Source organism: Clostridioides sp. ZZV14-6150 (assembly GCF_020657875.1).
Lineage (GTDB): Bacteria > Bacillota > Clostridia > Peptostreptococcales > Peptostreptococcaceae > Clostridioides.
The window spans coordinates 22,518-49,132 of sequence record NZ_JAGWDA010000011.1 but is presented as its reverse complement, the minus strand read 5'-3'; the positions used below and the strand labels follow the sequence as shown (position 1 = coordinate 49,132).

Here is a 26,615-nt window from a genome sequence, read left to right as displayed (position 1 = left end):
ACTATCCCCTTATTAAACGATATGACTCAAAGTAAGATTTTACAAACTCTTCATTTTCTATAGCTTTTTTATACACTTCAATATAGCTATTTCTAATATCCTTCATAATTCCTATCATTAAATCTATCGGATATATTTTTAAGAACTCAATAAACCTATCAATATAATATTTTGATTTATACTCGTCATTTCTCATATTTAATTCTAAATTTTTTAGAATATTTATTGCTGATAGATAAAGTCTTGTATGGCTTTCATTTTTTACTCTTTCTACAAGATGTTCATCAATAGTATCACCTAAAAAAACATCTTCATAAGATATCAATGGGCTGGAATCTGATTCAATAAAACTTATAAACTCTTCTGCTATAACCTTACCTACATTCCCCTTTATAACATTTAAAAATACTGCTCTAGGAATTGATTTCTTTTTATCCTTATAAACTTTATAAATTTTAGAAACTCTTTCATAACTTCTCGGAGTTGCTCTTATGTCATCTTCATTTGTTTTATGCAGATATTCTGGGAAAGTTGAAATAAACTCTATAATCTTTTTTTCAATGCCTTCATCTATTGCCCATTTCAACCATTGTGTATGGTCACTCTCCATATTTAACCAAACAAATCTATTTTCTTGAGCTGAATCCATATCTACAACTTGATAATCGAAGTCTGAACCATATTTACTTGATGGATTCATTGCTGCTAAAATCTTTACATCATCATGTAACTTATATCCATTAATCTCTCTATTTAAAATTAGATTCATAAGTTCTTGTTGTACAGTATGCTCACAACGATTTATCTCATCTATAAATAAAATAACTGTTTTTCCTTTAGATATTTCTTCATCAATTTCTCTTAGTTTATTATGAACAGCATATACTGTCGTTTTCTTTTCTGTCTTATATCCATTAGAATTAACTCCTACATAAGATTCTATAGTTGGAAGACCTCCTATTTCACCTTCTTTAAGTAGATTTCCATCAATTACAATCAAACTCCAATTATTTTCTTTAGCAAGTTTTTTTGCTAGAGCTGTTTTTCCTATTCCACTTTCACCAACTATTAGAGGTACTTCTCCAGTGGATAATATTAAGTCAACGCTTTTTAATGTATCTATAAAATTCATTTTTTCTCTCTCCTACATAATTTTCAATTTTTCATCTACAGCTATTTTTTTTGCTGTTTTACTTCCATATTTATAAATAAACATCATCTTGTCTATTGCTATATAGTCACTGTTTCTATCTATAATATTACAATTTAAAAAATCTCTAATATACTTTTCTTCAACATCTTCTTTTGATAGTACTTGTTTTAATACTTCTTCTAGCTCATCCTTAGATATTTTTTTTACAATATACTTAATCACTAAAATATTTACTTTTAAAAATTCTAATATTTTATTCTTATCTAAATTAGTTATAAAGTTAATAGCTGCCTCATTATTCTTAATAGCTATAAGTTCTGTATTATAACTAGGAGAATCTATATATCTTAATGCATCATAACTTATTTTTACTGCCTCTTCCTGTACACTTTCATAAGGTTGTTTTATAAACTTTATTGAATCATAATTTTTTCTTACTGCTAATAATTGTAACTCTTCACTTGGATTTTTAGAATATTTAATAGCCCACCCTGCTTGATTTATAGCTAATTTAATCACTTTATCAGTTGGATTTTTTATATAGTCTAATATACTCCATCCATCATTTACTGCTTTTATCATCATATCTTCTGTTGGGTCATTTATAAATTTAATTGCTCTAATATTGTTATTAATTGCTAATTCTTGCATCTCTCTGGTTGGATTATTTATATATTCTAGTACAAGTCCGTTTTCTTTGATAGCTAGTAGTTTCATCTCATCAGTTGGATTATTTATAGTTGCTATAATATTAGGATTATTTTTTATCATTTCAATAACTTTTGACTTTTCCATAATATGCCTTTCCTTCTATAGTTATTTTTATTTGTATATTAATATAATAATCTATTCCTATCTATATAATTGTTTCTTATTATAATAAATATACTTTTTAAGCAAGTTTAAACAGAATAATTATACCAATTTTAAAAAAAATTTCTAAAACCTTAGAAAACTAAGTATTTTTAAACTCTGTTATTATATGTTAATTATAGTAGTTTTTAATAATTTACATGATTTATTAAAGTTTTATGACTTTTATCTATCTCTAAATATTTGCAACCTTTTTATGATTGCTCAGATTATTCTATTCAAAATTTATCACATATAAAAAATAATACCCTTTATAATAAAATAATAAAAAAAAGAGATTAAACAATCAGTTTAATCCCTTTTTATAAATTTATATAAGCTTAATCATTTTCATTTAACCATTTAGTTAGAACCTCTATATATTTATCATTTTCTTCAACAAATGGCATATGTCTTGAATATTCAAATAGTTCCCATTTGCTATTAGGAATTCTATCATACATAGTCTTTGCAATGTATGGTGAGCACAAATCTATCGCTCCACTAGTTACTAAACAAGGTTCCTTTATTTCATGTAATCTATCTGTAAACTCATATCCAGAAAGAGTACCTGTAGGAGAAAATTCATTGTATCCCCATCCTACAATATATGCTTCAGAACCAGATTTTTTAGGTCTTCTTAAACATTCAGGAGAATCTTCAGTTACTTCCCCTGCACAATACATCTCCATAAACTTTTCCAATGCATCATTATATTCTTTACTAGAGTAATCTCCAGTATTTACTGCATCAAGTAACGCCTTTTGGTCAGCTTCACTCATATATGATATTCTTCTTTTTTGTTCTTTTTCCCAAAGTTTTGCAGAAGAAAGAGTAGATGAAAGAATATATGACTTAATACCCTTTGGTTTATACTCAAGAGCATACCAAATAGCCTGCATACCTCCCCAAGACTGACCTAATAGATGAATTTCATCAAGCCCTAGATGTTTTCTTAGTTCGATAAGCTCTTTGATCCATGTGTCCGCATTAAATAGCTCCGGATGCCCTTCTACAAATGAATTACCACAACCAATTTGGTCATACATTATAACTTGTCTACCACTTTCAGCTATCTTGTCTAATACTTCAAAGTAGTTATGTGTAGAACCTGGACCTCCGTGAAGTAGTACTAATGGTTTCTTTCCTTCTGTAGCTTCTCCTACTATACGGTAATAGGTCTTAAAACCTTCAAAAGGCATATATCCTTCAGTGATTTTCATGTTTATCTCCTCCAATTTGTCATTATTAACAATAATTAAGTTCATATAAGGCTATTTAAAACTTCTCATACATATTTAATTATGTATTTTTATATTTATACCTACTTTTATAAATAGTATAACATAAAAGTTAAAAATCACCATACCAAACCAATTATAAAATTACATTAACTATATAATTTTATTTTTTGTTAATAATAGTATATACATTTTTGACTATTTTCATTTGTTACTTTAATATCAATTTTAAATTTTCTTTCTCTAATAAACTACTGCTATTTTATAGTCTCATGGCAGTTTGTAAATTTAAACTTTTATAAAAAAATTTTATAAAATATGAATATATTGATTGTATTTAACTAAATAGGGCAATAAAATAATTAAGTATAATTAATTACATTTCAAACCCCATTAGTTTTATGTTAAAATTATCTTTATTATATTTGTTTACAGGAGGTTTATATTTGAATAATATTAATTCACTTAAAGTAATAAAATTATCTCTTGGATGCTCTCTTGCTATATCTATTGCTTGGCTGTTAAAATTAGAATACTCAATGGTCGCTGGGGTTATAGTACTACTTACAGTAAAGGACACTAAAAAAGAAACTCTTAAAGGCTCTATTGGAAAGGTTTATGGCTTTCTTTTATGTACTATTTTTTCCTATTTATGTTTTAATATTTTAGGATATAATTTGACTTCATTTTCAATATTTATATTCATAATTATACCACTTTGTTTTTTATTAAAAATTCAAGATGTTATTGCCATGTGTGTAGTAATCGCATCCCATTACTTCCTCCAAGGAGAAACATCTATTAAATGGATTTTAAATGAAGCTGGAATATTTGCAATAGGCACTGGAATAGGTGTCATAATAAATATGTATATTCCAACAAATATACATAAAATCTATGAAGTTCAAAAAAAATTACAAGAAGAAGTGAGTATTGTGCTTATAGATATTGCCGATATTATTGTAAATCCTAAAAAAGAAAATAGGTTCAGTAGAGATTTATATACCTTAAATTCACTTATTGATAATAGTATTTCTGAAACTTATGATAATATTAATAATACTTTATTAAGTGATACTAAATTTTTCTTAGAACATATGGATATTATAAAAAGCCAACGGGATATCTTAGAAAACTTGTATAGTTATATATCTCAACTAAATTCTACTCCACCACAAGCTCATATTCTATCTGCTTTCATACATAAGATAGGTTATACTGAATTTGAAGCCGAAACAGGGAATCTTCTTCTTGAAGAATTGGGCAGGTTAATGCTTAGTATTCAAAATCAACCTCTACCTGTTGATAGAACAGAATTTGAAAATAGAGCTATTTTATTCTTTTGCTTAACTGAATTAAAACAGTTTTTAATTAATCGTAGACGTGCTCAAGTTCTTAGAGATAATAATTTTTATAAATAGTATTATGAATCAAAAACAGGTAGATTATCTACCTGTTTTTGATTCATAATACTATTTCAAATTATATTTTAAAGTAAAAATACTACTATATTTTTCATATTTAAAATGAATTCACTATTTCTATTAATCTAATTATCTAGATTTAAATAATCTGATATATCATAAAAATGAATATTAAAAATTGTATAAACACCATTCTCTGAGTACACATCAATCTTATGCCCTAAATTATCCAACATCTTTTTTGCAAAATATAGTCCCATTCCAGTAGATTTATACAATCTATTCCTTCCATTTGTTCCTGTAAATCCTTTATCAAAAACTCTACATATATCCTCTTCATTTATACCAATGCCATAATCTTTTATAGATAACACTACTCCGTTTTCTAATGGTTTTGCATTAAATTCAATTTTACCAACTTCTTTTGAGTATTTTATAGCATTATTAATAATTTGGTCTAAAATATATGCTATACATTTAGAATCCGTGTAAACAGTATAATTTAAGTTGCTTAAATTAACTTCAATATTGTTTTTTATGAGTAAAAACGAGTTATTCTTTATAGAGGATTTTATTAATTTTTCTAAATTAACTTTATTCATAAATATGTCCTCAAACATACTATTACTTCTACTACTATATAAAATAGAATTTACTAAAAAGTTTATTTTTGCAATTTGATTCTTAATATCTATACTATCTTCTATATTATTTAATCTATCTGTAATTATACTCAAAGATGATATTGGAATCTTTATTTCATGAACCCATTTAGCTATGTATTCATCCAATTCTTTTAGAGATTGTTTATAATTTTTTGTATCATCATTGTTCTTTGATTTCAAATTTTCAATAATATCTCTTATGATATTTTCTTCAAAGGATTGTCCACTAATCAAGTAGTTGTCTATATCATCATTATTTTCTAAACACTTACATAAATCTTTATAGCTATTTTTAAAGTTTATATAATCTACAATAAAAAATACTATTATTATGAGTAAAGCTAAAAAATCTAAGTATATTAACTCTGCATATTGATTCTCAAATATATTTATAGCAAATAAGTAAATATTTATTATACTAATGATAATTAAAAAAAGTACAATATACTTGAATCTGTCTTTTAAATATTTTACTATCATTATATTGTATATCCTATTCCTTTTTTAGTTTTTATAAAATCATCAAACCCTAACTCTTTAATTTTACTTCTTAGCCTATTCATATTTACTGTAAGAGCATTATCTGTAACAAACTCATCATTATCCCATAAAGTCATCATAAGACTTTCTCTTAATACAACTTTATTTTTATTTTTTAATAATAAAGTTAAAATTTTTATTTCATTTTTAGTCAATTCTATATCTTTTTCCTTGTACTTGTTCTTTATGATTCCTTTTCCCACATCAAACATCAAATCTTTGTAGTATATAACACTATTAGAGTCGCTATAATTGTAAGTTCTTCTTATTATCCCATTTATTTTGGTAACCAATATATCTATAGAAAATGGTTTTGTAATATAATCATCTCCTCCATTATTTATTCCCATTATTAAATCCATATCAGAATCTCTTGATGAAAGGAATATTATTGGAACATTTGAAACAGACCTTATTTTCTCACACCAGTAAAATCCATTATACAGTGGTAAATTTACATCCAAAAGTACTACATCTGGTTTTTTATCTATAAATTCTTCTAAAATCAGTTCAAATTTATCAATTACTTCTACTTTAAATCCCCATCTTTCTAATGCCAAAGCAATTTCTTTTGATAAATCAATATCATCTTCTATTAATAAAATTTTATACATTTATGTAATCTCCATTATTTTAATATTTTCTTATAATATAAATTATCTCTATCATATCATATTTTGTATACATTTATTAGTCAAACGACTTAGACCTAATTAATAAGGGGCTGTCTCAAAATAGATATAAGCCTCTTTTTCATTGTTGAAATGATGAAAATATATTTGATTTTATACAAAAAAGAGTGCCTCATGAACTAAAAAGTTCATTTTGAGACACCCCCTTTATTTTAATAGATTTGTTGATTAATTTTCGTATATTACCTTCTTAAACTTATTAACAGATACTGCTCCATATATTATAAATATTATTAAGCATATTACTAAGCTCAATATATATATACTAAATAAATCAGCCATTAATAAATTGCCTGCTAGTCTTAATGCAAAGTAACTTGATATTGTTGCACTTAACATTGGTAAAGTATAAAATATGGCTACTTCTTTAAATACAGCTTTATTTATTTCTTTTTCTGTCGTTCCTATCTTTAATAAAGTTTTATATTTATCTCTATCTTCATAAGCATCACTATATATTTTCATGTATATTATACTTCCAGCCACAAGCGTAAATACTAAAAATAAAAATACAAGCACTACATATGCAAATTTCATCCATTGACTTTCGTTCTGAGCTTTATATCCATTTCTCATGTAGCCACTTTGCATACTTAAATTTTTTTCAATATTATCAAACATCTTTTGGCTATTTTCTTCATCAGATACTTTTGCTCCATAGAAATATATTGGTTGTCCTTTGTCTTTTAACTTAGAGTAGATGTTATCATTCACTACTATAATACTGTCATTAATCCCTGTTCCTAATACTGGTACTTTTACTTCCCCTTTTGTAATATTATATACTTGTCCATCAATGTTCACACTGGTTTCTTTTTTAGCTAATGTTACTATCGTTTGAGGACTTTTTAACTGTATTACATTATTTCCTTTAACTAGTTTTTCGCCATACTCTTTTAATTCTTCCTCATTTCCATTTACTTTAAGAGTATTGTAAAAATCACTGTATTTCATTATTGTATTTAATTTATCATAATCATATTTGCTATCTGGATTTTCTAAAGCAATTAGTTCTGGATTTACTGAATACCTTATATTATTAGTGTCTTTGATTATATCTTCTATTTGTTTTCTGTTTACTTCATTTCTATCTGTTGAAACTATACTAACAGTATATACATTTCTTTGTTCTTGAGCATTTTGTTGTAGATGTTTTATAGCAACTGATGCACCAAGGGTTGATATTGTAGTAGTTATAATTATAGCTATTATAGAGTAAGTTTTATAGTTTTTATTTAATCTGTAATTTATATTGTTTATAGCAATTATATTATTTCCATTAAATAATACTTTTTTATTTTTCATTATCATATGAAATACAACAGGCATAACTGATTTAAATAGACCATAAGTACCTATTATTATTATAACTATAACTGCCATTACACTAGTTATGTTTCCAGAGCGTATATCCATAGAAAGATAATAACCACATCCTAATACTAAAGTTGATATTATGGCTAATATGTATAATCCTATTCCTACTTTTGGTATTTTGTCTTGCTTCTTAGATGTGTTAATTAGGTTTATTACACTACTTCTACATATTGTTACAAAACCTTTTATAGTCATTATCATAAATATAGAAATAAATATCAAACTGGCATACATTATAGCTTTGATACTAAGCCCATTGGATACATTTATATCAAATCCAGATAATTTTATTATCACTACCTGGAAAAATCTAGATGTTATTATCCCTATAAGTATTCCTGTTATACAAGAGCTTATTCCTATAAGCATATTTTCTACAAAATATATTTTTCCTATAGTATATAAATCCAACCCCATAAAAGATAGTATTCCTATTTCTTTTGACCTATTTTTAAAGAATATATTTGTTGCATACCATATAAAGAAAAATAAAAATACTGATAATATTATTATTACAGATATTAACACTGATAATGTGAATTTCTGATTTTCTCCTTGCAATACATTTATGGCATCACCATATCTTAGTAATTCAAAATTAGTCAGTACAACTACTGAAAAGACCATAGATATAAAAAATGCCAAATAAGTTCTTATATTACTTTTAAAATTATTATAAGCAATCCCAAGTACACTCACTTACATTTCACCTCCCATAGAGGCCAACATATCCATAATTTTTCCATAAAATTCTTTTCTACTACTTCCTTTGTTTAATTTACACTTTATAGTTCCATCATTTATCATATATACTTCATTTGAATAACTTGCTGTTAGAGGGTCATGTGTAATCATTATAATAGTAGCATTATTTTCTTTATTTATCCTTTCTAATGAGTTTAAAAGTTCATAAGCTGATTTAGAATCTAAAGCACCCGTTGGTTCATCTGCAAATATTACTGCTGGGTTTGTAATTAGTGACCTTGCTGCTGCACCTCTTTGTTTTTGACCACCTGATAATTGGTATGGATATTTATCTAAATGATTTTCTAATCCAAATTTTTTGGCTATAGAAAATACCTTATCTTCAATTTCCTTACTTTTCTTTTTCCCTAACGCCAGAGGAAGTGCTATATTATTCATGAGTGTCATATTATCTAGTAAGTTATAGTCTTGAAATATAAATCCTATTTTTTCTCTTCTTAATTTCGATAGTTCATTATTTTTTACTTTCGATATATCAATCCCATCGAGTATTATTTCTCCTGAGGTTTGTTTGTCAAGTGTAGACATTAGATTAAGTAATGTTGTTTTGCCTGCACCTGATGGCCCCATTATTGCTATAAAATCACCTTCATTAACTGTAAGAGATATACTTTTTAGTACATTTGTTTTAAATCCTTTTATACCATAATCTTTTGATATATTCTTTATTTTTAATATTTCTTTCATAATTAATAACCTCCGTTTGCTCACTTCTTAGTATATCTTCATTTTAAAGGTTTTGTACGGTTAAATCCTTATGTAAATATTACATTTTGCCTACCAATATTACACTTTTGTAACATAGAAAGGTTATTAATAAATATGTTTCTTAAATTTTTACTTATATTAATTTTTTAATGCTGAAAATGCCATTTCCTTATTAAATACTCATCATATATATTTATTTTATTTTTATATTCAATACTTCTAAATGCTTTGCTTATATTATTTTATTATTTTCTGTCATTTTAGATTTAAAATATAATTTTTAGCATCCTCAAAGTTATCAAATATTCTAAAATTGTTTGATTTATTTAACTCTAACATTAATTCTGAAAATCTTTTATTTATCTTATTTTCATCACTTTGCCAGAATGTAAAATCAACTTTCAACCATTTTGGTTCCAAGACATTTCTAAAAATATCACTAATTTTACTTAATGCAATTTCAGCATTAGGATATTTTATAACCTGTAACATTTGTAATCCCTGATATATATTCTGTTGCTCCTCTTTAGATAACAATGATTTGTCGAGAGCATATCCGTCTATTAGCGATATTCCCCCACCTGTTCCCTTTGTAGATATGATAGGTATTCCGGCAATAGACAGAGTATTGATATCGCGGTATATTGTTCTTGTTGATACATTAAAATAATTTGCCAATTCTTTAGCCGTTATATGCTCACGATTGACTATATAAAAAACCATTTGTACTAAACGCTCAATCTGCATTAAAGTTCTCCTTAGTAAATACGTTCTCCAATTAACTTATCGTGAGAAACAATTAAGCAATGATTAAGTTGTTTGTCATATTTTTGATATAGGTTTTGTAATGCTTTTCCATAATCCTCTTTTGTTTCAAATTCCCAAATTAAAATATACTTAACACATTTTACAATCTTGGTTAGCTTGTTATGTTTTTAATATATCGTATTTTAATTGAATTTTCAATGATGTAGTCAAATAGAGCAATCTTTTGGTTTTCGCTAAACGGCAAGCTATGCTAAAGGTCGATTCATGGGATTTCCTCCTTTCTATTGCCATATGAAAACGCCACCTATAGTCTCTACTTAGGTGGCGTTATTCACTGGTTGGAAATCTATTTTTACTTGTTCTTATATGTTTGCCTTGGTCAAGTGCTGGAAGTAATATAACATCTCAAACCGTTGATTTTTTAATTCTATTTTCTCCAGTATAAAGTAATATTTAATTGTTATTTAATAATTGATATTTTCAAGCTTTAGTACCCTTTTTATACTGTTATCATCTTTAAAATTTATCGTTCTTTTACAGTCTTTTACTTTAAACTCAGGAATAGTTTTAAATTCTTCATCACATATTCCATCTTTGTTTAAATACATACAACTTGACATTCTAACTATTAAACCACTATTTTTTAACTCAAACAACACAGGGTCTATTCCTCCACCATCACCTCCAGTAGTTTCTCCTACTAAAGTTGCAAGCTTAGTCTCTTTACAAAACATAGAAAACGACTCTGATGATGAATATACTTTTTCGTCTATAAGTAAGTATATATTACCTTGAAATTTTAAATCATTATTAGTATTTATAGTATAAGAAGTCTTTTCAAAATCACTAAAATTTTTTAAAGTTTCTTCTGGTGCATTTTTCTTTACACCTACTGGTAGATTTTCTATAGGCTCTAATTTTATATTTCTTGCATTGGTATATTTTTTTACTATTTTGTTATTATTTCTATAGAGCCTATAACCCTCTATTTTTATATCATTTTTTATAAGTTTAGATACAATTCCTTTCCAATACCTGTCACTTCCGCCTGAATTTCCTCTTATATCAATAATTAAAACTTTATGTTTTTCTAAATTATTAATATAATCTCCTATCATTTTTAAATCCTTATCTATTGACCCATTTTGTGGCGACATTGCAGGTAAATACATGTATCCAACCTTGCCTTTAATTATATCTTCTAAAATTAGTTCTTTTTTCACAAAAATATCATTTGGCATTTTTATCTTAGTATTTATAGAATCATATCTATCTACAACTTTTTTATCATTAAGAAAGTCATACCAATTATTATTAGAGTATGATTTTTTAAAAAGTTCATATCGGTTTTTATTATCTATTAATTCAGTATGTTTATTGTTTAATTCAGGTAATATAGATGACATTTCTTCTATAAATTCTTCATCACTTTCAGTATTTTTAATTCTTTTTATATACTTATCCTCATTTTCTAACCAGTCAATATTATTAAGTCTCTTATTTACATCTAAGTAAGGATACCCCGTTTTTATAACATTATATACATATTTAAAGTCATCTACCTTTTCTTTCTCAGATAGTTGCTTCTTTTGGGAATAAGTAGAATTACCTAGTAAAATTATAGATATACAAATAATTCCTAAAAACAATATTTTCTTTTTCATATAATTCTCATCAACTTTCCAGCTTCATATTTTAATATATTATATTATTATAAATATTTAGAGTAATACTTATATATTATATTTCATTATAATTTATATATCCATAAATATATTTTAAATTTATTATTCTATAGTTTTATCAAAGGAATTCTAATCTGTATTTATATATTAATAAACAAATTAATAATAACTTTTGCCACTAACTTTTAACCGTACACAATGTATTTCTATATAACAAAAAATATTTAGATATATATTTATATAATCTTTATTAGTGTAACCACTTATCTCATTATATATTTCTCAAAACTACTAACTAAAACAAACATCATTCAAAATTATTGTAAATAAAAACGTAGGAAGATTTATCTAACAAAAATCTCCCTACGTTCTTATTTACCCTATTTTCCTTTTTAGTTATTCTTCATCTAATACTGTTATCCATATTTTCTTTATGTAAAGCAACTCCACTAGCAACTATACATATATAGCTTCTTGATAAGTTTATTATAGCTTATTTTTTACTTAGTGTTATATATCTTTTATCTCAAAGGTATTTGAAAACTCACTATCAATAGAAAATCTTTCAGACAATTTTTTACTGATAAAGAATGCTCTTATTTATAATTTTTTTAATAAAAACTAGAGAATACTCCCTAGTTTTTATTTAATCATCTAAGATTCATAACAATACAACTACTTGTTACAAATTGTATCAACTTCATATATATACCTATTAAGCATATTTTCTAACATTTCTTGTCTTCCAGACTTATTCTTTATAACTGGCATTTTCAGTGCATAAGCTTCTAAATCCTTAAATCCAACCTTACCTTCTACTATGTCTTTACCTATACCTTCACTAAAGCTTATATATATTAGCATTTATCATACTTCTTAAGCATATATCAATAAAATTTTCACTTACTTATCTTCTCTAAGTTCATCAAATCCAACTATAGGTATTTCTAAATTATATTCATTAAGTAGTTGTTCTAACTCATCTATAAAAATACCTTTCTCTTCTACCATTTGGACATCATTTATTTTATTCATCAAGTCCTTGCAACCACTTAATTCACCAAACCAATTTTTAGAACTACAGGTCTTATTATATCCACAACTTGGACTACCATCTATGGCAATGATACTTTTTATATTATAATTATTTTTTAAATATTCATCAAACTGTCTTATATAAGGTATTAGCATTTGTCTACATTGTTCTCTAAAAAACAAATTGTCAAACTGTTCTTTTACATGTCCCCACCTATTTATTCCATACAAAATCATCTCTGGACATGGTAATTGAATTATTCCATATCCATTATTTATTAAATCTATTGTTATACTTTGTGCACCTTTAAATTCTGATAGACCCTCTACTTTAGAGTTACAATTCAATATACAATGACAAACTACTACAATCTCTCTGTTTCTTTTCATAATATTCTCCTTAAGTATTCTCACTTTTAATAATACTACATATTTTGATAATTATATTATTCATTTGCTCTATATTTATAGTATTCTATATAGAAATATACAATTAGTAATCTTTTATAATCTATACTATGATAAAAATATATACATTTTTTTTAGGAGGTATTATAATTGAATACTAAGAAAATAACATTTTCTTCAATGTGTATAGTTATTAACATTGTTTTAGGTATAGCTATATCTATGATAAATATACCATTATTATTTTTAGATACGGTTGGTACTGTGCTTGGAGCTGTAGTATTAGGGCCTTTTTGGGGTGCTCTTATTGGTGGCTGTACAAACTTGGTTTTAGGAGTTATATCAGGCCCTACGAATATACCTTTTGCCCTTGTAAATATTGTTCTTGGTCTTATCGTTGGTTATATTTCTAAGAAAAAAGGTTTTGGTTATAAGGAGGCTATTATTACAGGACTAATTCTATCTGTTGTTTGTCCTTTAATTGGTACTCCTATTTCAGTTTTATTGTTTGGTGGTTTAAGTGGAAGTGGTGCTGATTTATTGGTCGGTTTTTTAGTTCAGTCTGGTCAGAAGATATTTACTGCTGCATTCTTTCCAAGAATCCTTAGCAATATAGTAGACAAGCCTTTGTCTTGTATTATGGTTGTGTATTTTATAAGTAAAATGCCTAAAGGTTTCATATCTCAATATAATAGGAGTACATCTAGTTCTTCTTAATAAATTGTAAATAATATATGATTTATTAATCTTTATAATAAATTTATATGCATATATTTGTATAATGATATTTTCTATTTTGGCTTCATTAACTTTTAGTATTTATGATTTAATTATACAACATTTGTATTAATTTAATTAAATACAACCTCTTAATATAAATTTAAATTCTAAAGCTGTATTAAGAGGTCGTATTGTTATTTTATTATAATCAAATAAGATATTAGCCAATTGCTACTACTAACTTATCTCTGATACATTTTATTTAACTTCTTTTAAAAACTCAAAGTTACTCAAGGTTTTTCTTTCCTTTACATCTTAGTTAAAATGCGTCTCCCTAAAAATCATTTTTTACAAGTATTTCTTATACTAACAAATACCTCTTCGTTTTCTGTAAACAACTCATACATATCTTCAAACTCTGGTATATCATATCCATGAGAATCATCATTTCTTAACTTTCTAAGTGTTTCTATAACAATAGAAGAATTTTGGGGCAATAAGTTATGATACTCACAAGCCAAGAGATAATCATAGAAGGTCTTAGATTTTATATTTAAATTAGTTGATTTATAATACAGCATTGCTTTTGTTAATTCTAGAAATGATACCATATAGCTTTTAAAACCTTCTTTTATATATCTAGCCCATAATTCAGGCATTTCTTCTTTAGTATATAGTATTTTGAAGTTTTGCAAATCATATAAACAAGAACCAAAATCTCTATTTACTTCTTCTATTGAACTCCAAGACAATTTATTTCTAATTACCATACATATCCCTCCAATCTAAGATATCTATTACATCACTATTTTCAAAATAGAAATTATTTATATAATCCTTAAAATCTTTAGATTCATAAATAACATCACCTTCTAAAATAGCCTTTCTAAGTGCTATTGTATAGTTATCTGTAACAATCTTTAAGTCTACATCAACATCTAATATATTTCTTAGAGCCTCTGTTTTCGTTGCAAGCTCTGTAATTGATACTTTTTTGATAGGAATCCATGCTATATCTATATCACTTTCTGATGTATGCCTATCTGTTCCATAACTACCAAATATTATGATGGCCATAGTATTTTCTTTTGGAAATATATTTATTATTGAGTTTTTAATCTCATCTGGTATATTTCTCATTTAATCACCTCATATTTATTATGTAATATTACTTAGCTAAATAATTCTCCTTCAAAAGCTCTTTACATTAATGAATTAAAGTTATCTTATAACTATTTTAAACTAATTTTCATTTCTAGTTTTCATTTATCTACTTGATTAACAGAATCACTGAATTGCATCTAAAAATTTGCTTTTCATACTAATCTCTTATCTGCTTTATGTCTTAATTTATCTATAATTATATACGACTTTCCATAAAATAATTTGAATATATATTTTAGTTATACTTCTTAATAATTGGTAACTTTTTACACTCAATTAAAAAGCACTCTAAATAATTATCAAATTTTCTTTTTTATTATACTTTTTAATTTTAAAAATTAACATAACAATCTTATTTTATAATTATTATATATACTCTACAAAATTATTTTATCATATATTCATCATTGAAGTAGCATCTACTTTAATAACTATTCCTCTATTATGGTCTTTTTACTATTAAATTAAAATGAAAGAAGAGATTTTTATTATATTAATAATATCTTCTTTATTCCATATTGCTCACTTACTCTCTTAAATATATAAAATAAAGTAAGAGGTTTATTATAGACCTCTTACTTTATTTTTATTTATGATTAGGTTTTATTGATAACACTCCACTGCCCCTACTGCTTTTCCTACACATCCACAAACTTCCATTCTACTCTTAACAAATTCTTTAACCGAATCTAAACCTTTTTTACCATATTTTTTAGGGTCAATTACCTCTGGGTCAGAATTAAGCACATCCTTAACCCCATTACTATAAGCAATCCTTAACTCTGTTGCATAATTAACCTTACAAATTCCTCTTTTTATAGATTCTTTAATAATCTCATCTGGTATTCCAGACCCACCATGTAACACTAATGGAACTGATACAACCTCTCTAATTTCAGATAATCTATCTAAATCAAGCTTTGGCTCTCCCTTATATAACCCATGTGCCGTACCTATTGCTACTGCTAAAGATGATACCCCTGTTCTTTCTACAAATTCTTTTGCTTCTAGTTGGTCTGTATATGCTCCACCATCACCACCATCTAAATCGTCTTCCTTACCTCCAACTTTACCTAATTCAGCTTCAACAGGTATATCTGAAGGTGTACATGCATCTACAACAGCTTTAGATACTGATATATTATCTTCGTAACTTTCATGAGAACCATCAATCATAATAGAAGTATATCCAACTCTAAGTGCCTGCATTGCTAGCCCAAAACTTGAACCATGGTCTAAGTGCATTGCTACAGGAACGCTTGCCTTCTCTGATGCTACCTTTACATTTGCTAAATAATAATCCAATCCTGCATACTTTATTGTTGAAGGTGTTGTCTGTAGTATTACAGGTGATTTAAGTTCTTCAGCAGCTTCTATTACTGCCATAACCATCTCCATATTTTCAACATTAAATGCTCCTACTGCATAATGCCCTTCTTGTGCATCTAATAATATTTGTTTAGTTGTCACTAATGCCATAATTCATCCTCCTATATATTTATAATGATTTAATTTCTTCATTATTTAATTTTGATACTATTTCTATGCTTGTCTTACTATTTATTAGCGCATTTAAAAATTCTTCATCCATTAGCTTTGCAGATAGTTGAGACAATGTCTTTAAGTGTAAATTATCACCATTATCTGTAGCTGCTATCATAAATATAATATGTACTGGACTTCCATCCTCCGATTCAAAATCAAACCCTTCTTTTGATACACCAACTGCTACACGTGGTACTTTTACTGCATCTGTTTTTGCGTGTGGTATCGCTATGCCCATACCAAAACCTGTAGATGATATTTCTTCTCTCTTATGAATTTCTTCTTTAAATTTATTTTTATCTAAAAGAACACCCGATTTATCAAGTATTTCAACCATTTCATCAATTACATCTGTTTTATTTTTTCCTTTAACATCTAAAACTACTGTTTCTTCGTTATACAAAGATATGTTATTAGATACGTTTTCCAATTTTGTATTTGTATTTTTATTTTCATTTTTATGTCCATTTTTAATTTCATTTGTATTTTCTGTAGTATTATTGTTATTTACTACCTTAGGTGTAACCATCATATAAAGTATTGCTCCTACTAATGAACCTACAAGTATGCATCCTACCCATAAAAGTGGCTTATTTACTAATCCTAAGACTAAAAATCCTCCATGTGGAGCTGGTACCTCTATTTTCATTATGTAAGTTAAAATCGCTGATATTGATGATGCAATCATAAGTACTGGCAAGACTTTCAGTGGATTCTTTGCCGCAAAAGGTATCGCTCCTTCTGTTATATGAGTACTACCTAGTATATAATTAATCAGTCCTGCTGCTCTATCTTCTTCTGTAAATCTATTTTTAAATAAAGTAGATGCTATAGCTATTACTAATGGTGGTGTTATACAAGCTGCAGATACACCTGCCATGAATAAGTAGTTTCCTTGACCTAGAAGCATAGTTCCAGTTACATATGCTGCTTTATTTACTGGACCTCCCATATCAAATGCTGACATACACCCTATTACTAATCCCAAGATTATAGGGCTTGAGTTCTGTAATCCTGAAAGGAAATTCATCATAGCATTATTAAGTGCTGAACATGGTCCTCCAAGTAACAACATAGATATACCAACAACACCTACACTGACTATAGGAATTATAAAAATCGATTTAAGTCCTTCCAACTGTCTTGGTAATTTTCTCAATAAATACACGAATAATTTAACTGCATAACCTGCCAAAAATCCTGATATAATTCCACCTAAGAACCCTGAACCTGTGTCAAACGATATCATTCCTCCAACAAGCCCTGCCAACATACCAGGTCTACCTGATATAGATTGAGCTATAAATGCTGCTAATACAGGAACCATCAAATTCATAGAATATCCACCAACAGATTTTAATGTAGCTGCTATCTGATTATACTGTTCTGAATTTGGGTCAAATGAATAAATTCCCCACAAAAATGATATAGCAGTTAGCACTCCACCTGCTACTACTAAAGGTAGCATATGAGATACCCCATTCATTAAGTCCTTATATAACTTTTGACCAAACGATAAATTACCTTCTTCTGTAAATTTGTTACTTGATGTACTTCCTTTTCTAACTGGTACTTTACCATCAATACACTTTTTTATAAGCTCACTAGCTTTGTGTATACCTTCTTTTACAGGCACCTCTATTACTGGTTTTCCATTAAATCTATCCATATCAACGTTTTTATCACAAGCAACTATTATTGCATCTGCCATTTCGATATCTTCTGCTGTTAATTTATTCTCTACACCTATGGCGCCATTTGTTTCAACTTTTATATCACATCCTAATTCTTTAGCTGATTTTTTTAATGCTTCTTCTGCCATAAATGTATGAGCAATTCCAGTTGGACAACCTGTTACCCCAAGGATTATCTTCTTCCCCATTTTTATACCACCTTTCTTACTTTTATATTTTTTATGTAATCTTCTACATTCGCCAAATTACCTATACCATTACTTTCAGCCACACTTGCACCCGTTGCCGCAGACCTTTTTAATGCATCTTCAATATCTTCTGGATTTTCTAGCCATATACTTAAAAAAGCAGCTAATGCAGAGTCACCAGCACATGCAGAACTAACAACTGTAACTGGTTGAGCACTAGCATAATAAATTGCTTTTCCATTGTAAAAATAAGAACCTTTTTCTCCTAATGTTAGTAATATATTTTGAGCTCCTTTTAAATGTAGAAACTTAAGTACATCCTTAATATCCTCTTCATCTCTTACGATAATTCCAAATATATCTTTGATTTCCTCATCATTTGGTTTTATCAAATATGGATTATATTCTAATAATTCATTTAATTTCGGCGAACTTATATCAAGTATTGTTTTTATATTCTTATTTTTACAAATCTCAAATATATCTTCATAGTAATTCTCATCAATACCAGGTGGTAAACTTCCACTTATTGACAAATAACTTATATCTTCTAATGACTCTAGCTTCTCTAGCATGTCTAATTTTTGCTTTGCATTTACATATGACCCAGAGTTTACAAATTTAAACTCATCATTTCCATCATTTAAAAATATATTTATACGAGTTGTATCTTCTACCCATGTAGGTAGTACATCAAACCCTTTCTTTTCACTTTCTTCAACTATATATTTTCCTGAGAATCCTCCAAAAAAACCTAATATCTTAGACTCTATACCATAATGACCTAGTACAAATGTTACATTTAAACCTTTTCCATTAGGAGAATATGTAGCATTTGATGTACGATTTACTAATTTACTTTTTATACCATTAGTAGATATGTTCATATCTATTGCTGGATTCGTGGTTAATGTATATATCATTGTCTTCCCCCTTACTTCTGTTGTGTATGTTTTCATTATAATAAAAAAGCCTATGAAAATCTTTTCATAAATAGAAAATAGATTTTCATAGACTTTTTCAATTTAATTTCCAGAATTATTATATTTGACCATATAATCTATAATTATCCTAGATATAATGTACAGGGGCAACCTAGAAGACACTTCATATTCAGATATAGATATATGATAATGCTTATATCCTACAATATATAAATCAGAATACTTTATAAGTTTTGCATTTTCACTACAACAACATGTTATAACTTTGGCTCCACCTAAATTGGCATTTTGTGCTGATTCTACAAGTTCTTTAGTATTTCCATTCAACGAAAATATGATTATAAGTTCATCTTCTTTCATTGATTTAGATTTTATTTTCATTATATTAGGGTCATTTATGAAAAACACATTGAAATCAAGCAATTGTAACTTAAGGCTAAACTCTTTTGCTACATATTCAGTAAGACCTCTTGCTAGGACGTATATCTTACTAGATTCATTTATAGTTTTTATTATATTAATTAGTGTAGTTAAAGATATTTGTTCTATAACTCGTTGTGCTTCTATAAAAGACTTGTTTATTATATCCCCCATATTGTGTATATCATTATTTTCATCTTTTACTGTCAATCTATATCTAAGTTCATTAAATCCATTTAAACCACATTTTCTAATTGCTCTTGAAACAGTTGCTGGAGACGAATATGTTTCATGAGCAATCTCTACTATGGACAATTCTGATAATATCGACTCATTTTGATTTATAAATTTAATTATTTCCATTTCTGTTTTTGTTAGATTTTCAGAATTTCTTTTATTTAACTCAATTATCATATTTTCGCTCTCCTTATATATAGGTTTTATTTGTCTAAATTTATCACATATTATAATAATATATTACCTCTTAATTACTTATTTTTATACACAATTATGATTTAGTCAATGTCTATATATATAAATTTATAATATTATAATTTTATACTTTAGTTTATTATATTATCATTATGTTATATCACAATAAAAAAGTAATTGCTCAATCATCAAAATTGAGCAATTACAAGATTTTCAGTCTTCAAGCGACTTAAATTATTGAATACGATTCACAGATATATCTCATACTTATCCATTTATCAGTTTATATATTTGAAAAGTATATTTTTTTATTAGTAGAGATTAATTTACTAAAAATTGAAATTGTGGTCCCTGTACATAATATGTAAAATAGAGTTCCAAATCCTAAATTTCCACCTAAATATACACCTAGAATTAAAAATAGTACATCTACTGTAGTTTTTAAAACTTTATATGAATATTTAAAGTTATTTTCAATATGGATTAATATTGCATCTAAAGGACTCATTCCAATATCAAACTTTATAAGCATTGCAAATCCACCACACATAAGTATATGACCCATGAGAAAACTTATATTTCTAATAATAATATCTAAACTCCCTATATTAAAATTCAGTAGCAAGTATGTATATAAATCTATAAATTTATTCATAAATAATCTCCCTATAAATATTTTATTTATTTGATATTAGCTCTAGTGCTTCTTCTAAAGCTTTTGCACCATCTAATCTCCCGTATGCAATTTTAGATATACATGCTACTGGAACGTTATACTCATCTGCTCTTTTTTGAATCTCATCTTTCATATAGTCTAGATGTGGCCCTAATAATAAACAATCTATCTCTGGTAAATATTTATCTATTTCTGACTCACTTCTAGCCTTTATATCTGCTTCTATCCCCTTTTTCTTTGCACTCTTTCTCATACTAGTTGCCATAAACCCTGTACTTGCTCCTGAACCACATGCTAATAACACTCTTATATTTTTCATAATAATACCTCCAATATCTTCATTCATTAATTTACTTCTTAATGAATTTTTTTTATTTTTATTTGATTATATTTATATTGTACTTCCTAAATAAGTTCCTTTAACATAAATATAGTTCCTAACAATAGGAAATCATTTACTCTTAACTAGACATGTTAATATATAGTATAATGTACTTTATAATACGTACATTCAATTATACAATATATCATATCATACAGATTTTATTTTAAAAACTATGTGAGGGGATATTGATGAAAACATCTAAAAAAGAGTTATTTTTAAATTTCATAAAAACGCAACATGATTGGATAGATTCATCTACAATAGCTAATTATCTTAACGTATCAACACGTTCAATTAGAAAATATGTAAATGAGATTAATTCTACTGGTGAAATTATATTGTCCTCTAAAAAAGGATATAAAGTAAATCTTAATAGTAGTTGTCAAACTAAAATTGATAGTTCAGAAAATGCATCACCTGCTAATAGGTTAAATTTAATTTTAAAGGAACTTATCATTAACAGTAAAGGAATTAATATATTTGATTTAAGTGAAGAATTATTTGTTAGCTCAGCAACCATTGAAGGTGATATAGTCAAAGCTAATAAATTTATAGAAAATTATAATTTAAAAATAAAACAATCAAGATTTTTACTAAAACTAGTTGGAGATGAGTCTTCAAAACGCAAATTAATGAGTTCTATAATATTTAAAGAAACAGGAAGTGACTTTTTAAGTTTATTTGATGTTCAAAAAATATATCAGGAATATAATCTAACTAAACTAAAGGAAAATGTAATACATATATTAAAAAAGTACAATTTATTTACAAATGAATATGCTATAAATAACATACTTCTTCATCTAATGATAACCATAGATAGGATAAAAAAGAATAATTACATAGAATCAGGTGAAGTAGTAAACTACATAGACAATAATATAGATATAAATATAGCAAAAGATATATCGAGCTTTTTAGAGTCTGAATACGATATAACTTTAACTAGTGCAGAACTATATTATTTAGTATTTCAGTTAACAAACAAAACCACAGTCTTAAACTACCATCAAATGGATACTAAATCATTATCTAATTATATAAATGAACATTTCGTTGATTTAACTAAAAAAATAATTAAAAATGTATATGATTTATATTTTATAGATTTATCTGATGATGAATTCGTTGTGAGATTTACTCTTCATGTAAAAAACTTAGTAAGTAGGGCCAATAATAATCAAGTTTTGAGAAATCAAATACCTCAAAAGTTAAAAGATTCCTATCCTCTAATATATGATATTTCTGTTTATATTTGTAATCAAATTCAAATTTTAGAGGATATAAAGATAGATGAAGATGAGATATCATATATATCTCTTCATGTAGGCTCATTTTTTGATAGGCAAAAACTACTAGAAGATAAAGTTCTCTGTGCATTAATTACTCCAAATTACTATGACTTACAACTCAAAATAGTGAGAGACCTCGAAAAAAGATTTAATGAATCTATAGAAGTTATTCAGATTTTTTCAGACATTCATAATCTAGACTTTGATAGCAAAGTAGATATGGTTATTACTACCTTACCAATTAGTGATAGATGTCCTCTACCTTTTGTCTATATAAATCCTTATCCAAACAGAAAAGATTATGACAATATTCAAAGTAAATTTATTCAGATTAAGGAAAGAAAAAATATACTTACTGTACAAAATCATTTAGAAATGTACTTCAGTGAATCTTTATTTATGAAAAACATATATTTAGACAGTGCTAAAGATTATATAAGATTTATGGGAAATGTACTATATGAAAATAAATATGTTGAGCCTAACTATATAGATGACGTTCTTATAAGAGAAAATATGTCTTCAACTGCGTTTAATAACAATGTAGCAATTCCTCATAGTATGAAAATGAATGCTTTAAAAACTGGAGTCTGTTTAATTGTAAACGATAAACCAGTTAAATGGGGAGAGGAAAAAGTTCAAATTATAGCCATGATACCTATAAACGAAAAAGAAAAAGAAAGATTCAATTACATATTTGAAAGTTTTATTGAAATACTATCTGAGTGGAATAATGTAAAAGAGCTCACTAAAGCAGATAGTTATAGTAGTTTTATGAATAGAATAGCTTATCTTATTCAAAGCATCTAAATTCATTAATTTGTTCACAATACATATTATTAAAATTATTAATACAAAATAAATTAAGCTGTCACACTGAAAAAATCTAAATTCATATGTGACAGCTTTCTTTTTACTCAATATATCTTAATTTTAATACCACTTACTTTTAAATACTACTTATTTTTTGTCTGTTGTATACTAGTTATAAGATTAAATATTTGTATTGTTGTAGCAGTCATATTATTACTTGCAGTTTCTTTATCCATTGCTTCTTCAATTGTCATAGCCCTATTTACTATAGAAAAATAAGCATCTATCCCTTCTTCATTGCACTTAACTGCATCTTCTGTCGTTGCCCCAGCTAAACCTATTACTTTTACTCCATACTTTTTGGCTAGTTTTGCAACTCCTATTGGCGCTTTGCCCATAGCAGTTTGATTGTCCAATCTACCTTCACCTGTTATAACAAGGTCTACACATTTTATTTCATCTTCTAATTTAATTTCATCTAATATTATTTTTACTCCTGATTCTAATTTTGAATTTAAAAACGCTAAAAATGCAAAACCTAATCCACCTGCTGCTCCTACGCCTTCTACATTAGCTACATCTTTATTTAGGTTACTTTTTACTACCTTAGAAAAATTTCTAAGTCCATTATCTAATTGTTCAACTACTTCTGGTGTCGCACCTTTTTGAGGTCCATATATGTACGCAGCTCCATTTTTTCCAAACAGTGGGTTGTTTACATCACAAGCTATTTTAAAATTACATTCATCTAATTCTTTTAATCTATTATCTACTTTTATATGTCTTATTTCATTTAAAACTGTTCCACCTAACCCTACTAAGTTGTTGTTTTCATCATAAAACTCAAATCCTAAAGCTTGAAGCATACCTACCCCAGCATCATTAGTAGCACTTCCACCTATTCCAACTATAAAGTTTCTATAGCCTTTATTTATTGCTTCCTTTATTATTTCTCCAACACCATAAGTCGTGGTATATAAAGGATTTCTAAATTCAGTTGGAACTAATGTTAATCCTGAGGCTTGAGCCATTTCTATTATTGCTGTATTTGTACCTTTTAATAATCCATATGTCGCATTTACTTTCTTAATTATGGGTCCAGTAACCTCTATAGTTTCTTTTTTCCCATTCATTCCTTGAACTAAAGCATTTACTGTCCCTTCACCACCATCTGCAAGTGGCAATATTTTTACTTCTGCATCTTTTTTTACTTTTAATATTCCCTTTTTTATTGCATTTGCTGCCTCGATTGAAGATAAACTTCCTTTCAAGGAATCTATAGAAATTAATACTTTCATTTTTATCTGCTCCTTATTTTAACCATACAATTTTATAAGTTTTAGTTTAAACTCTATTTTATACTCTACTCCTTTCTTTGTACATACAGTTTCTTCTTTATAGACATCTCTTATTAGATGAATTTAATATTCCATCATTTTATGCAACTAGATCAGTAAAAAAATAAAGTTATTTATGCAAAGAGCGGTATAACACCAAAATGTTATACCGCTTATCCTCAATTCAAAAGTATCCTTATGAAATACATATAAATATAATTCTTTGTTAATTTCAATACTGGAGCTAAAGTACAAAAAAATCACTCACATGATTATATTTCTGCATCCAATTTATAGATAGAAAATTTATTACAATCCTCGTAATTTTACTATCTAATAATTATAAGGATTACTTGACTTCAATATCATTATATTTCTTTGAGTATACCTTAGTCATATAGAAATATATAGGAACTACAATTATCATACCACCTAGTCCCCAAACTATCTTCATTGGTTCATCAATACCTGCTTTTATCAATAATACTACACTTATAGCTACTGCAAATATTGGTATAATTGCTCCTCCAGGTATCCTAAAGTTTATGTCTTTACCAGCATACTTCTTTCTTAATATTAATACAGCTAGACAGGTAGGAATATATTGAATAAATCTAGATACAACACTTATTTGAGATAATGTTGTAAATGACCCTGACCATGCTATTAATAAAGTTCCTATAACAGATACTATAATTGCTATATATGGAGCTCCATTTTTATTAGTTTTTCTTATAGACTTAGGCATTAATCCTTGCTCAACCAAAGCAGCAGCAGACCTTGGTGTAAATATAGATGATGCAATATTTATACCTCCAACAGATACTATAGTCCCTATTGTAATTATATATCCACCTATAGGACCTAACATTTTAATAGCAGCATCTGCAACAGGAGTCGCTGACCCTCTTAATCCATCTCCCAATACACCTATACTTATCCCCAATATAAGCATATATATTACTGATACCACAAACATTACCATCACTAATGCCTTAGGTACATTTTTCTTAGGATTCTCCATATCTTTTGCTGCAACAGCTAAAGATTCAAACCCTGTAAAAGCATAAAATAAAGTTATTGATACTGCTACAAAAGCTGATGATGTACTTTGACCTTTTTGTATTATTACAAATGGTGTAAAATTAGAACCTTTTATAAAGAATAAACCTATAGCTATAAATAAAACTATTGGTAATAATTTTCCTATAGTCATTATATTATTTAAATGCTTAGATTGCTTCATTCCCATAAAATTTATAAGCCCAAGCCCTCCAACTAATATACCAATTATTATATTTTTAATAAGTGGCTCGGCTGCTTGAGGCCATATAGATGATAGTGTAACTGCAAAAAAGTTTGCCATAGTCGCCCAAGCAATCATACTAACTATCCACTTCATAAATCCAACTTCAAACCCAATAAAATCTCCAAATGCCTCTTTTGCATAAAGATATGGCCCTCCATCAGTATCAAACCAACTCCCTGCTTCAGCAAAACATAAAGCAATAGAGACAGCTAAAAACATACAAAAAACTAGTACTAATATACTTGCTGGACCTATATTTGTATAAGCATCTCCAGGTAAACCAAATATACCTGACCCTATTATTGCATTAATCCCTAATAATACAATACTCCAGAAACCTAACTTAACGCTTTTTTTCATTGTTATTCCTCCAAACCCAACTT

At 27.1% G+C, this 26,615-nt stretch carries 24 protein-coding genes; 3 read left to right on the top strand and 21 right to left on the bottom strand.

What is annotated here, in order from left to right; all coding sequences use genetic code 11:
- Window position 1: 1 nt before the first annotated feature.
- The 3 genes from KGF41_RS13455 to pepI form a co-directional block, all read right to left on the bottom strand.
- Window positions 2-1,132: an AAA family ATPase gene (locus KGF41_RS13455; protein ID WP_227830049.1), complete on the bottom strand. Its 1,131-nt coding sequence runs from the start codon at window positions 1,130-1,132 to the stop codon at window positions 2-4.
- Between the two features lie 12 nt (window positions 1,133-1,144).
- On the bottom strand, window positions 1,145-1,948 hold the full coding sequence (locus tag KGF41_RS13450; RefSeq protein ID WP_227830050.1) for a hypothetical protein: 804 nt from the start codon (window positions 1,946-1,948) through the stop codon (window positions 1,145-1,147).
- A 398-nt stretch (window positions 1,949-2,346) separates the two neighbouring features.
- Complete coding sequence (gene pepI, locus KGF41_RS13445; protein ID WP_227841259.1) at window positions 2,347-3,228, bottom strand: proline iminopeptidase; 882 nt, start codon at window positions 3,226-3,228, stop codon at window positions 2,347-2,349.
- A 464-nt stretch (window positions 3,229-3,692) separates the two neighbouring features.
- Between pepI and KGF41_RS13440 the strand changes: the two genes are divergently transcribed.
- Window positions 3,693-4,667: an aromatic acid exporter family protein gene (locus tag KGF41_RS13440; RefSeq protein ID WP_227856740.1), complete on the top strand. Its 975-nt coding sequence runs from the start codon at window positions 3,693-3,695 to the stop codon at window positions 4,665-4,667.
- Window positions 4,668-4,795: 128 nt separating this feature from the next.
- Here KGF41_RS13440 and KGF41_RS13435 read toward each other — a convergent pair whose 3' ends face one another.
- The 8 genes from KGF41_RS13435 to KGF41_RS13400 form a co-directional block, all read right to left on the bottom strand.
- The gene (locus KGF41_RS13435) at window positions 4,796-5,815 is read right to left on the bottom strand and encodes a sensor histidine kinase (protein ID WP_227842825.1); all 1,020 of its coding nucleotides are present in this window, start codon (window positions 5,813-5,815) and stop codon (window positions 4,796-4,798) included.
- On the bottom strand, window positions 5,815-6,489 hold the full coding sequence (locus KGF41_RS13430; RefSeq protein ID WP_227856739.1) for a response regulator transcription factor: 675 nt from the start codon (window positions 6,487-6,489) through the stop codon (window positions 5,815-5,817). The genes KGF41_RS13435 and KGF41_RS13430 overlap by 1 nt, the downstream gene beginning before the upstream one ends.
- 246 nt (window positions 6,490-6,735) lie before the next feature.
- Window positions 6,736-8,643: an FtsX-like permease family protein gene (locus KGF41_RS13425; RefSeq protein ID WP_227856738.1), complete on the bottom strand. Its 1,908-nt coding sequence runs from the start codon at window positions 8,641-8,643 to the stop codon at window positions 6,736-6,738.
- Window positions 8,644-9,396, bottom strand: a complete 753-nt coding sequence (locus KGF41_RS13420; protein WP_227838930.1) for an ABC transporter ATP-binding protein — start codon at window positions 9,394-9,396, stop codon at window positions 8,644-8,646.
- 276 nt (window positions 9,397-9,672) lie between these two features.
- Complete coding sequence (locus tag KGF41_RS13415) at window positions 9,673-10,164, bottom strand: HTH domain-containing protein (RefSeq protein WP_227856737.1); 492 nt, start codon at window positions 10,162-10,164, stop codon at window positions 9,673-9,675.
- Window positions 10,165-10,649: 485 nt separating this feature from the next.
- Window positions 10,650-11,849 carry a S41 family peptidase gene (locus tag KGF41_RS13410; protein ID WP_227856736.1) on the bottom strand — a complete coding sequence of 400 codons (1,200 nt, stop codon included), beginning with the start codon at window positions 11,847-11,849 and terminating at the stop codon, window positions 10,650-10,652.
- Window positions 11,850-12,545: 696 nt separating this feature from the next.
- A complete protein-coding gene (locus KGF41_RS13405; RefSeq protein ID WP_413906973.1) occupies window positions 12,546-12,734 on the bottom strand; it encodes a hypothetical protein in 189 nt (62 codons plus the stop codon).
- Window positions 12,735-12,773: 39 nt separating this feature from the next.
- Window positions 12,774-13,295, bottom strand: a complete 522-nt coding sequence (locus tag KGF41_RS13400; protein WP_227856735.1) for a CD3072 family TudS-related putative desulfidase — start codon at window positions 13,293-13,295, stop codon at window positions 12,774-12,776.
- A 168-nt stretch (window positions 13,296-13,463) separates the two neighbouring features.
- Here KGF41_RS13400 and KGF41_RS13395 point away from each other — a divergent pair, with 168 nt between their 5' ends.
- Window positions 13,464-14,030 (top strand): CD3073 family putative ECF transporter S component, encoded by a 567-nt coding sequence (locus KGF41_RS13395; RefSeq protein WP_227830060.1) that lies wholly within the window; start codon window positions 13,464-13,466, stop codon window positions 14,028-14,030.
- Window positions 14,031-14,374: 344 nt separating this feature from the next.
- Here KGF41_RS13395 and KGF41_RS13390 read toward each other — a convergent pair whose 3' ends face one another.
- From KGF41_RS13390 to KGF41_RS13355, 8 genes are all read right to left on the bottom strand, one after another.
- Window positions 14,375-14,803 carry a hypothetical protein gene (locus KGF41_RS13390; RefSeq protein ID WP_227842820.1) on the bottom strand — a complete coding sequence of 143 codons (429 nt, stop codon included), beginning with the start codon at window positions 14,801-14,803 and terminating at the stop codon, window positions 14,375-14,377.
- Entirely contained in the window at window positions 14,793-15,173 is a 381-nt protein-coding gene (locus tag KGF41_RS13385) for a nucleotidyltransferase domain-containing protein (protein WP_227830062.1), read from the bottom strand. The genes KGF41_RS13390 and KGF41_RS13385 overlap by 11 nt, the downstream gene beginning before the upstream one ends.
- 627 nt (window positions 15,174-15,800) lie before the next feature.
- Window positions 15,801-16,676: a tagatose-bisphosphate aldolase subunit GatY gene (gatY, locus tag KGF41_RS13380; RefSeq protein WP_227842819.1), complete on the bottom strand. Its 876-nt coding sequence runs from the start codon at window positions 16,674-16,676 to the stop codon at window positions 15,801-15,803.
- A gap of 19 nt (window positions 16,677-16,695) precedes the next feature.
- Window positions 16,696-18,624, bottom strand: coding sequence for a PTS fructose transporter subunit IIABC (locus KGF41_RS13375; RefSeq protein WP_227856734.1), 1,929 nt, complete (start codon window positions 18,622-18,624; stop codon window positions 16,696-16,698).
- 2 nt (window positions 18,625-18,626) lie between these two features.
- Window positions 18,627-19,547, bottom strand: a complete 921-nt coding sequence (locus KGF41_RS13370) for a 1-phosphofructokinase family hexose kinase (protein WP_227830065.1) — start codon at window positions 19,545-19,547, stop codon at window positions 18,627-18,629.
- 102 nt (window positions 19,548-19,649) lie between these two features.
- On the bottom strand, window positions 19,650-20,402 hold the full coding sequence (locus KGF41_RS13365) for a MurR/RpiR family transcriptional regulator (RefSeq protein WP_227830066.1): 753 nt from the start codon (window positions 20,400-20,402) through the stop codon (window positions 19,650-19,652).
- A gap of 301 nt (window positions 20,403-20,703) precedes the next feature.
- A complete protein-coding gene (locus tag KGF41_RS13360) occupies window positions 20,704-21,075 on the bottom strand; it encodes a hypothetical protein (protein ID WP_227842817.1) in 372 nt (123 codons plus the stop codon).
- 22 nt (window positions 21,076-21,097) lie between these two features.
- Window positions 21,098-21,415: a PTS sugar transporter subunit IIB gene (locus KGF41_RS13355; protein WP_227842816.1), complete on the bottom strand. Its 318-nt coding sequence runs from the start codon at window positions 21,413-21,415 to the stop codon at window positions 21,098-21,100.
- A gap of 254 nt (window positions 21,416-21,669) precedes the next feature.
- Here KGF41_RS13355 and KGF41_RS13350 point away from each other — a divergent pair, with 254 nt between their 5' ends.
- On the top strand, window positions 21,670-23,583 hold the full coding sequence (locus KGF41_RS13350; RefSeq protein ID WP_227842815.1) for a PTS sugar transporter subunit IIA: 1,914 nt from the start codon (window positions 21,670-21,672) through the stop codon (window positions 23,581-23,583).
- Window positions 23,584-23,729: 146 nt separating this feature from the next.
- Here the strand turns inward: KGF41_RS13350 and KGF41_RS13345 are convergent, their stop codons facing one another.
- The gene (locus KGF41_RS13345) at window positions 23,730-24,884 is read right to left on the bottom strand and encodes a glycerate kinase (RefSeq protein ID WP_227830070.1); all 1,155 of its coding nucleotides are present in this window, start codon (window positions 24,882-24,884) and stop codon (window positions 23,730-23,732) included.
- Window positions 24,885-25,272: 388 nt separating this feature from the next.
- Window positions 25,273-26,592 (bottom strand): APC family permease, encoded by a 1,320-nt coding sequence (locus tag KGF41_RS13340; RefSeq protein ID WP_227856733.1) that lies wholly within the window; start codon window positions 26,590-26,592, stop codon window positions 25,273-25,275.
- Window positions 26,593-26,615: the final 23 nt, after the last annotated feature.

Excerpts from the sequence above, each read along its gene's own strand:
- KGF41_RS13455 (WP_227830049.1), bottom strand. The coding sequence starts at position 1,132 with ATGAATTTTATAGATACATTAAAAAGCGTTGACTTAATATTATCCACT.
- KGF41_RS13450 (WP_227830050.1), bottom strand. The coding sequence starts at position 1,948 with ATGGAAAAGTCAAAAGTTATTGAAATGATAAAAAATAATCCTAATATT.
- pepI (WP_227841259.1), bottom strand. The coding sequence starts at position 3,228 with ATGAAAATCACTGAAGGATATATGCCTTTTGAAGGTTTTAAGACCTAT.
- KGF41_RS13435 (WP_227842825.1), bottom strand. The coding sequence starts at position 5,815 with ATGATAGTAAAATATTTAAAAGACAGATTCAAGTATATTGTACTTTTT.
- KGF41_RS13430 (WP_227856739.1), bottom strand. The coding sequence starts at position 6,489 with ATGTATAAAATTTTATTAATAGAAGATGATATTGATTTATCAAAAGAA.
- KGF41_RS13420 (WP_227838930.1), bottom strand. The coding sequence starts at position 9,396 with ATGAAAGAAATATTAAAAATAAAGAATATATCAAAAGATTATGGTATA.
- KGF41_RS13415 (WP_227856737.1), bottom strand. The coding sequence starts at position 10,164 with ATGCAGATTGAGCGTTTAGTACAAATGGTTTTTTATATAGTCAATCGT.
- KGF41_RS13410 (WP_227856736.1), bottom strand. The coding sequence starts at position 11,849 with ATGAAAAAGAAAATATTGTTTTTAGGAATTATTTGTATATCTATAATT.
- KGF41_RS13405 (WP_413906973.1), bottom strand. The coding sequence starts at position 12,734 with ATGCTAATATATATAAGCTTTAGTGAAGGTATAGGTAAAGACATAGTA.
- KGF41_RS13400 (WP_227856735.1), bottom strand. The coding sequence starts at position 13,295 with ATGAAAAGAAACAGAGAGATTGTAGTAGTTTGTCATTGTATATTGAAT.
- KGF41_RS13390 (WP_227842820.1), bottom strand. The coding sequence starts at position 14,803 with ATGGTAATTAGAAATAAATTGTCTTGGAGTTCAATAGAAGAAGTAAAT.
- KGF41_RS13385 (WP_227830062.1), bottom strand. The coding sequence starts at position 15,173 with ATGAGAAATATACCAGATGAGATTAAAAACTCAATAATAAATATATTT.
- gatY (WP_227842819.1), bottom strand. The coding sequence starts at position 16,676 with ATGGCATTAGTGACAACTAAACAAATATTATTAGATGCACAAGAAGGG.
- KGF41_RS13375 (WP_227856734.1), bottom strand. The coding sequence starts at position 18,624 with ATGGGGAAGAAGATAATCCTTGGGGTAACAGGTTGTCCAACTGGAATT.
- KGF41_RS13370 (WP_227830065.1), bottom strand. The coding sequence starts at position 19,547 with ATGATATATACATTAACCACGAATCCAGCAATAGATATGAACATATCT.
- KGF41_RS13365 (WP_227830066.1), bottom strand. The coding sequence starts at position 20,402 with ATGATAATTGAGTTAAATAAAAGAAATTCTGAAAATCTAACAAAAACA.
- KGF41_RS13360 (WP_227842817.1), bottom strand. The coding sequence starts at position 21,075 with ATGAATAAATTTATAGATTTATATACATACTTGCTACTGAATTTTAAT.
- KGF41_RS13355 (WP_227842816.1), bottom strand. The coding sequence starts at position 21,415 with ATGAAAAATATAAGAGTGTTATTAGCATGTGGTTCAGGAGCAAGTACA.
- KGF41_RS13350 (WP_227842815.1), top strand. The coding sequence starts at position 21,670 with ATGAAAACATCTAAAAAAGAGTTATTTTTAAATTTCATAAAAACGCAA.
- KGF41_RS13345 (WP_227830070.1), bottom strand. The coding sequence starts at position 24,884 with ATGAAAGTATTAATTTCTATAGATTCCTTGAAAGGAAGTTTATCTTCA.
- KGF41_RS13340 (WP_227856733.1), bottom strand. The coding sequence starts at position 26,592 with ATGAAAAAAAGCGTTAAGTTAGGTTTCTGGAGTATTGTATTATTAGGG.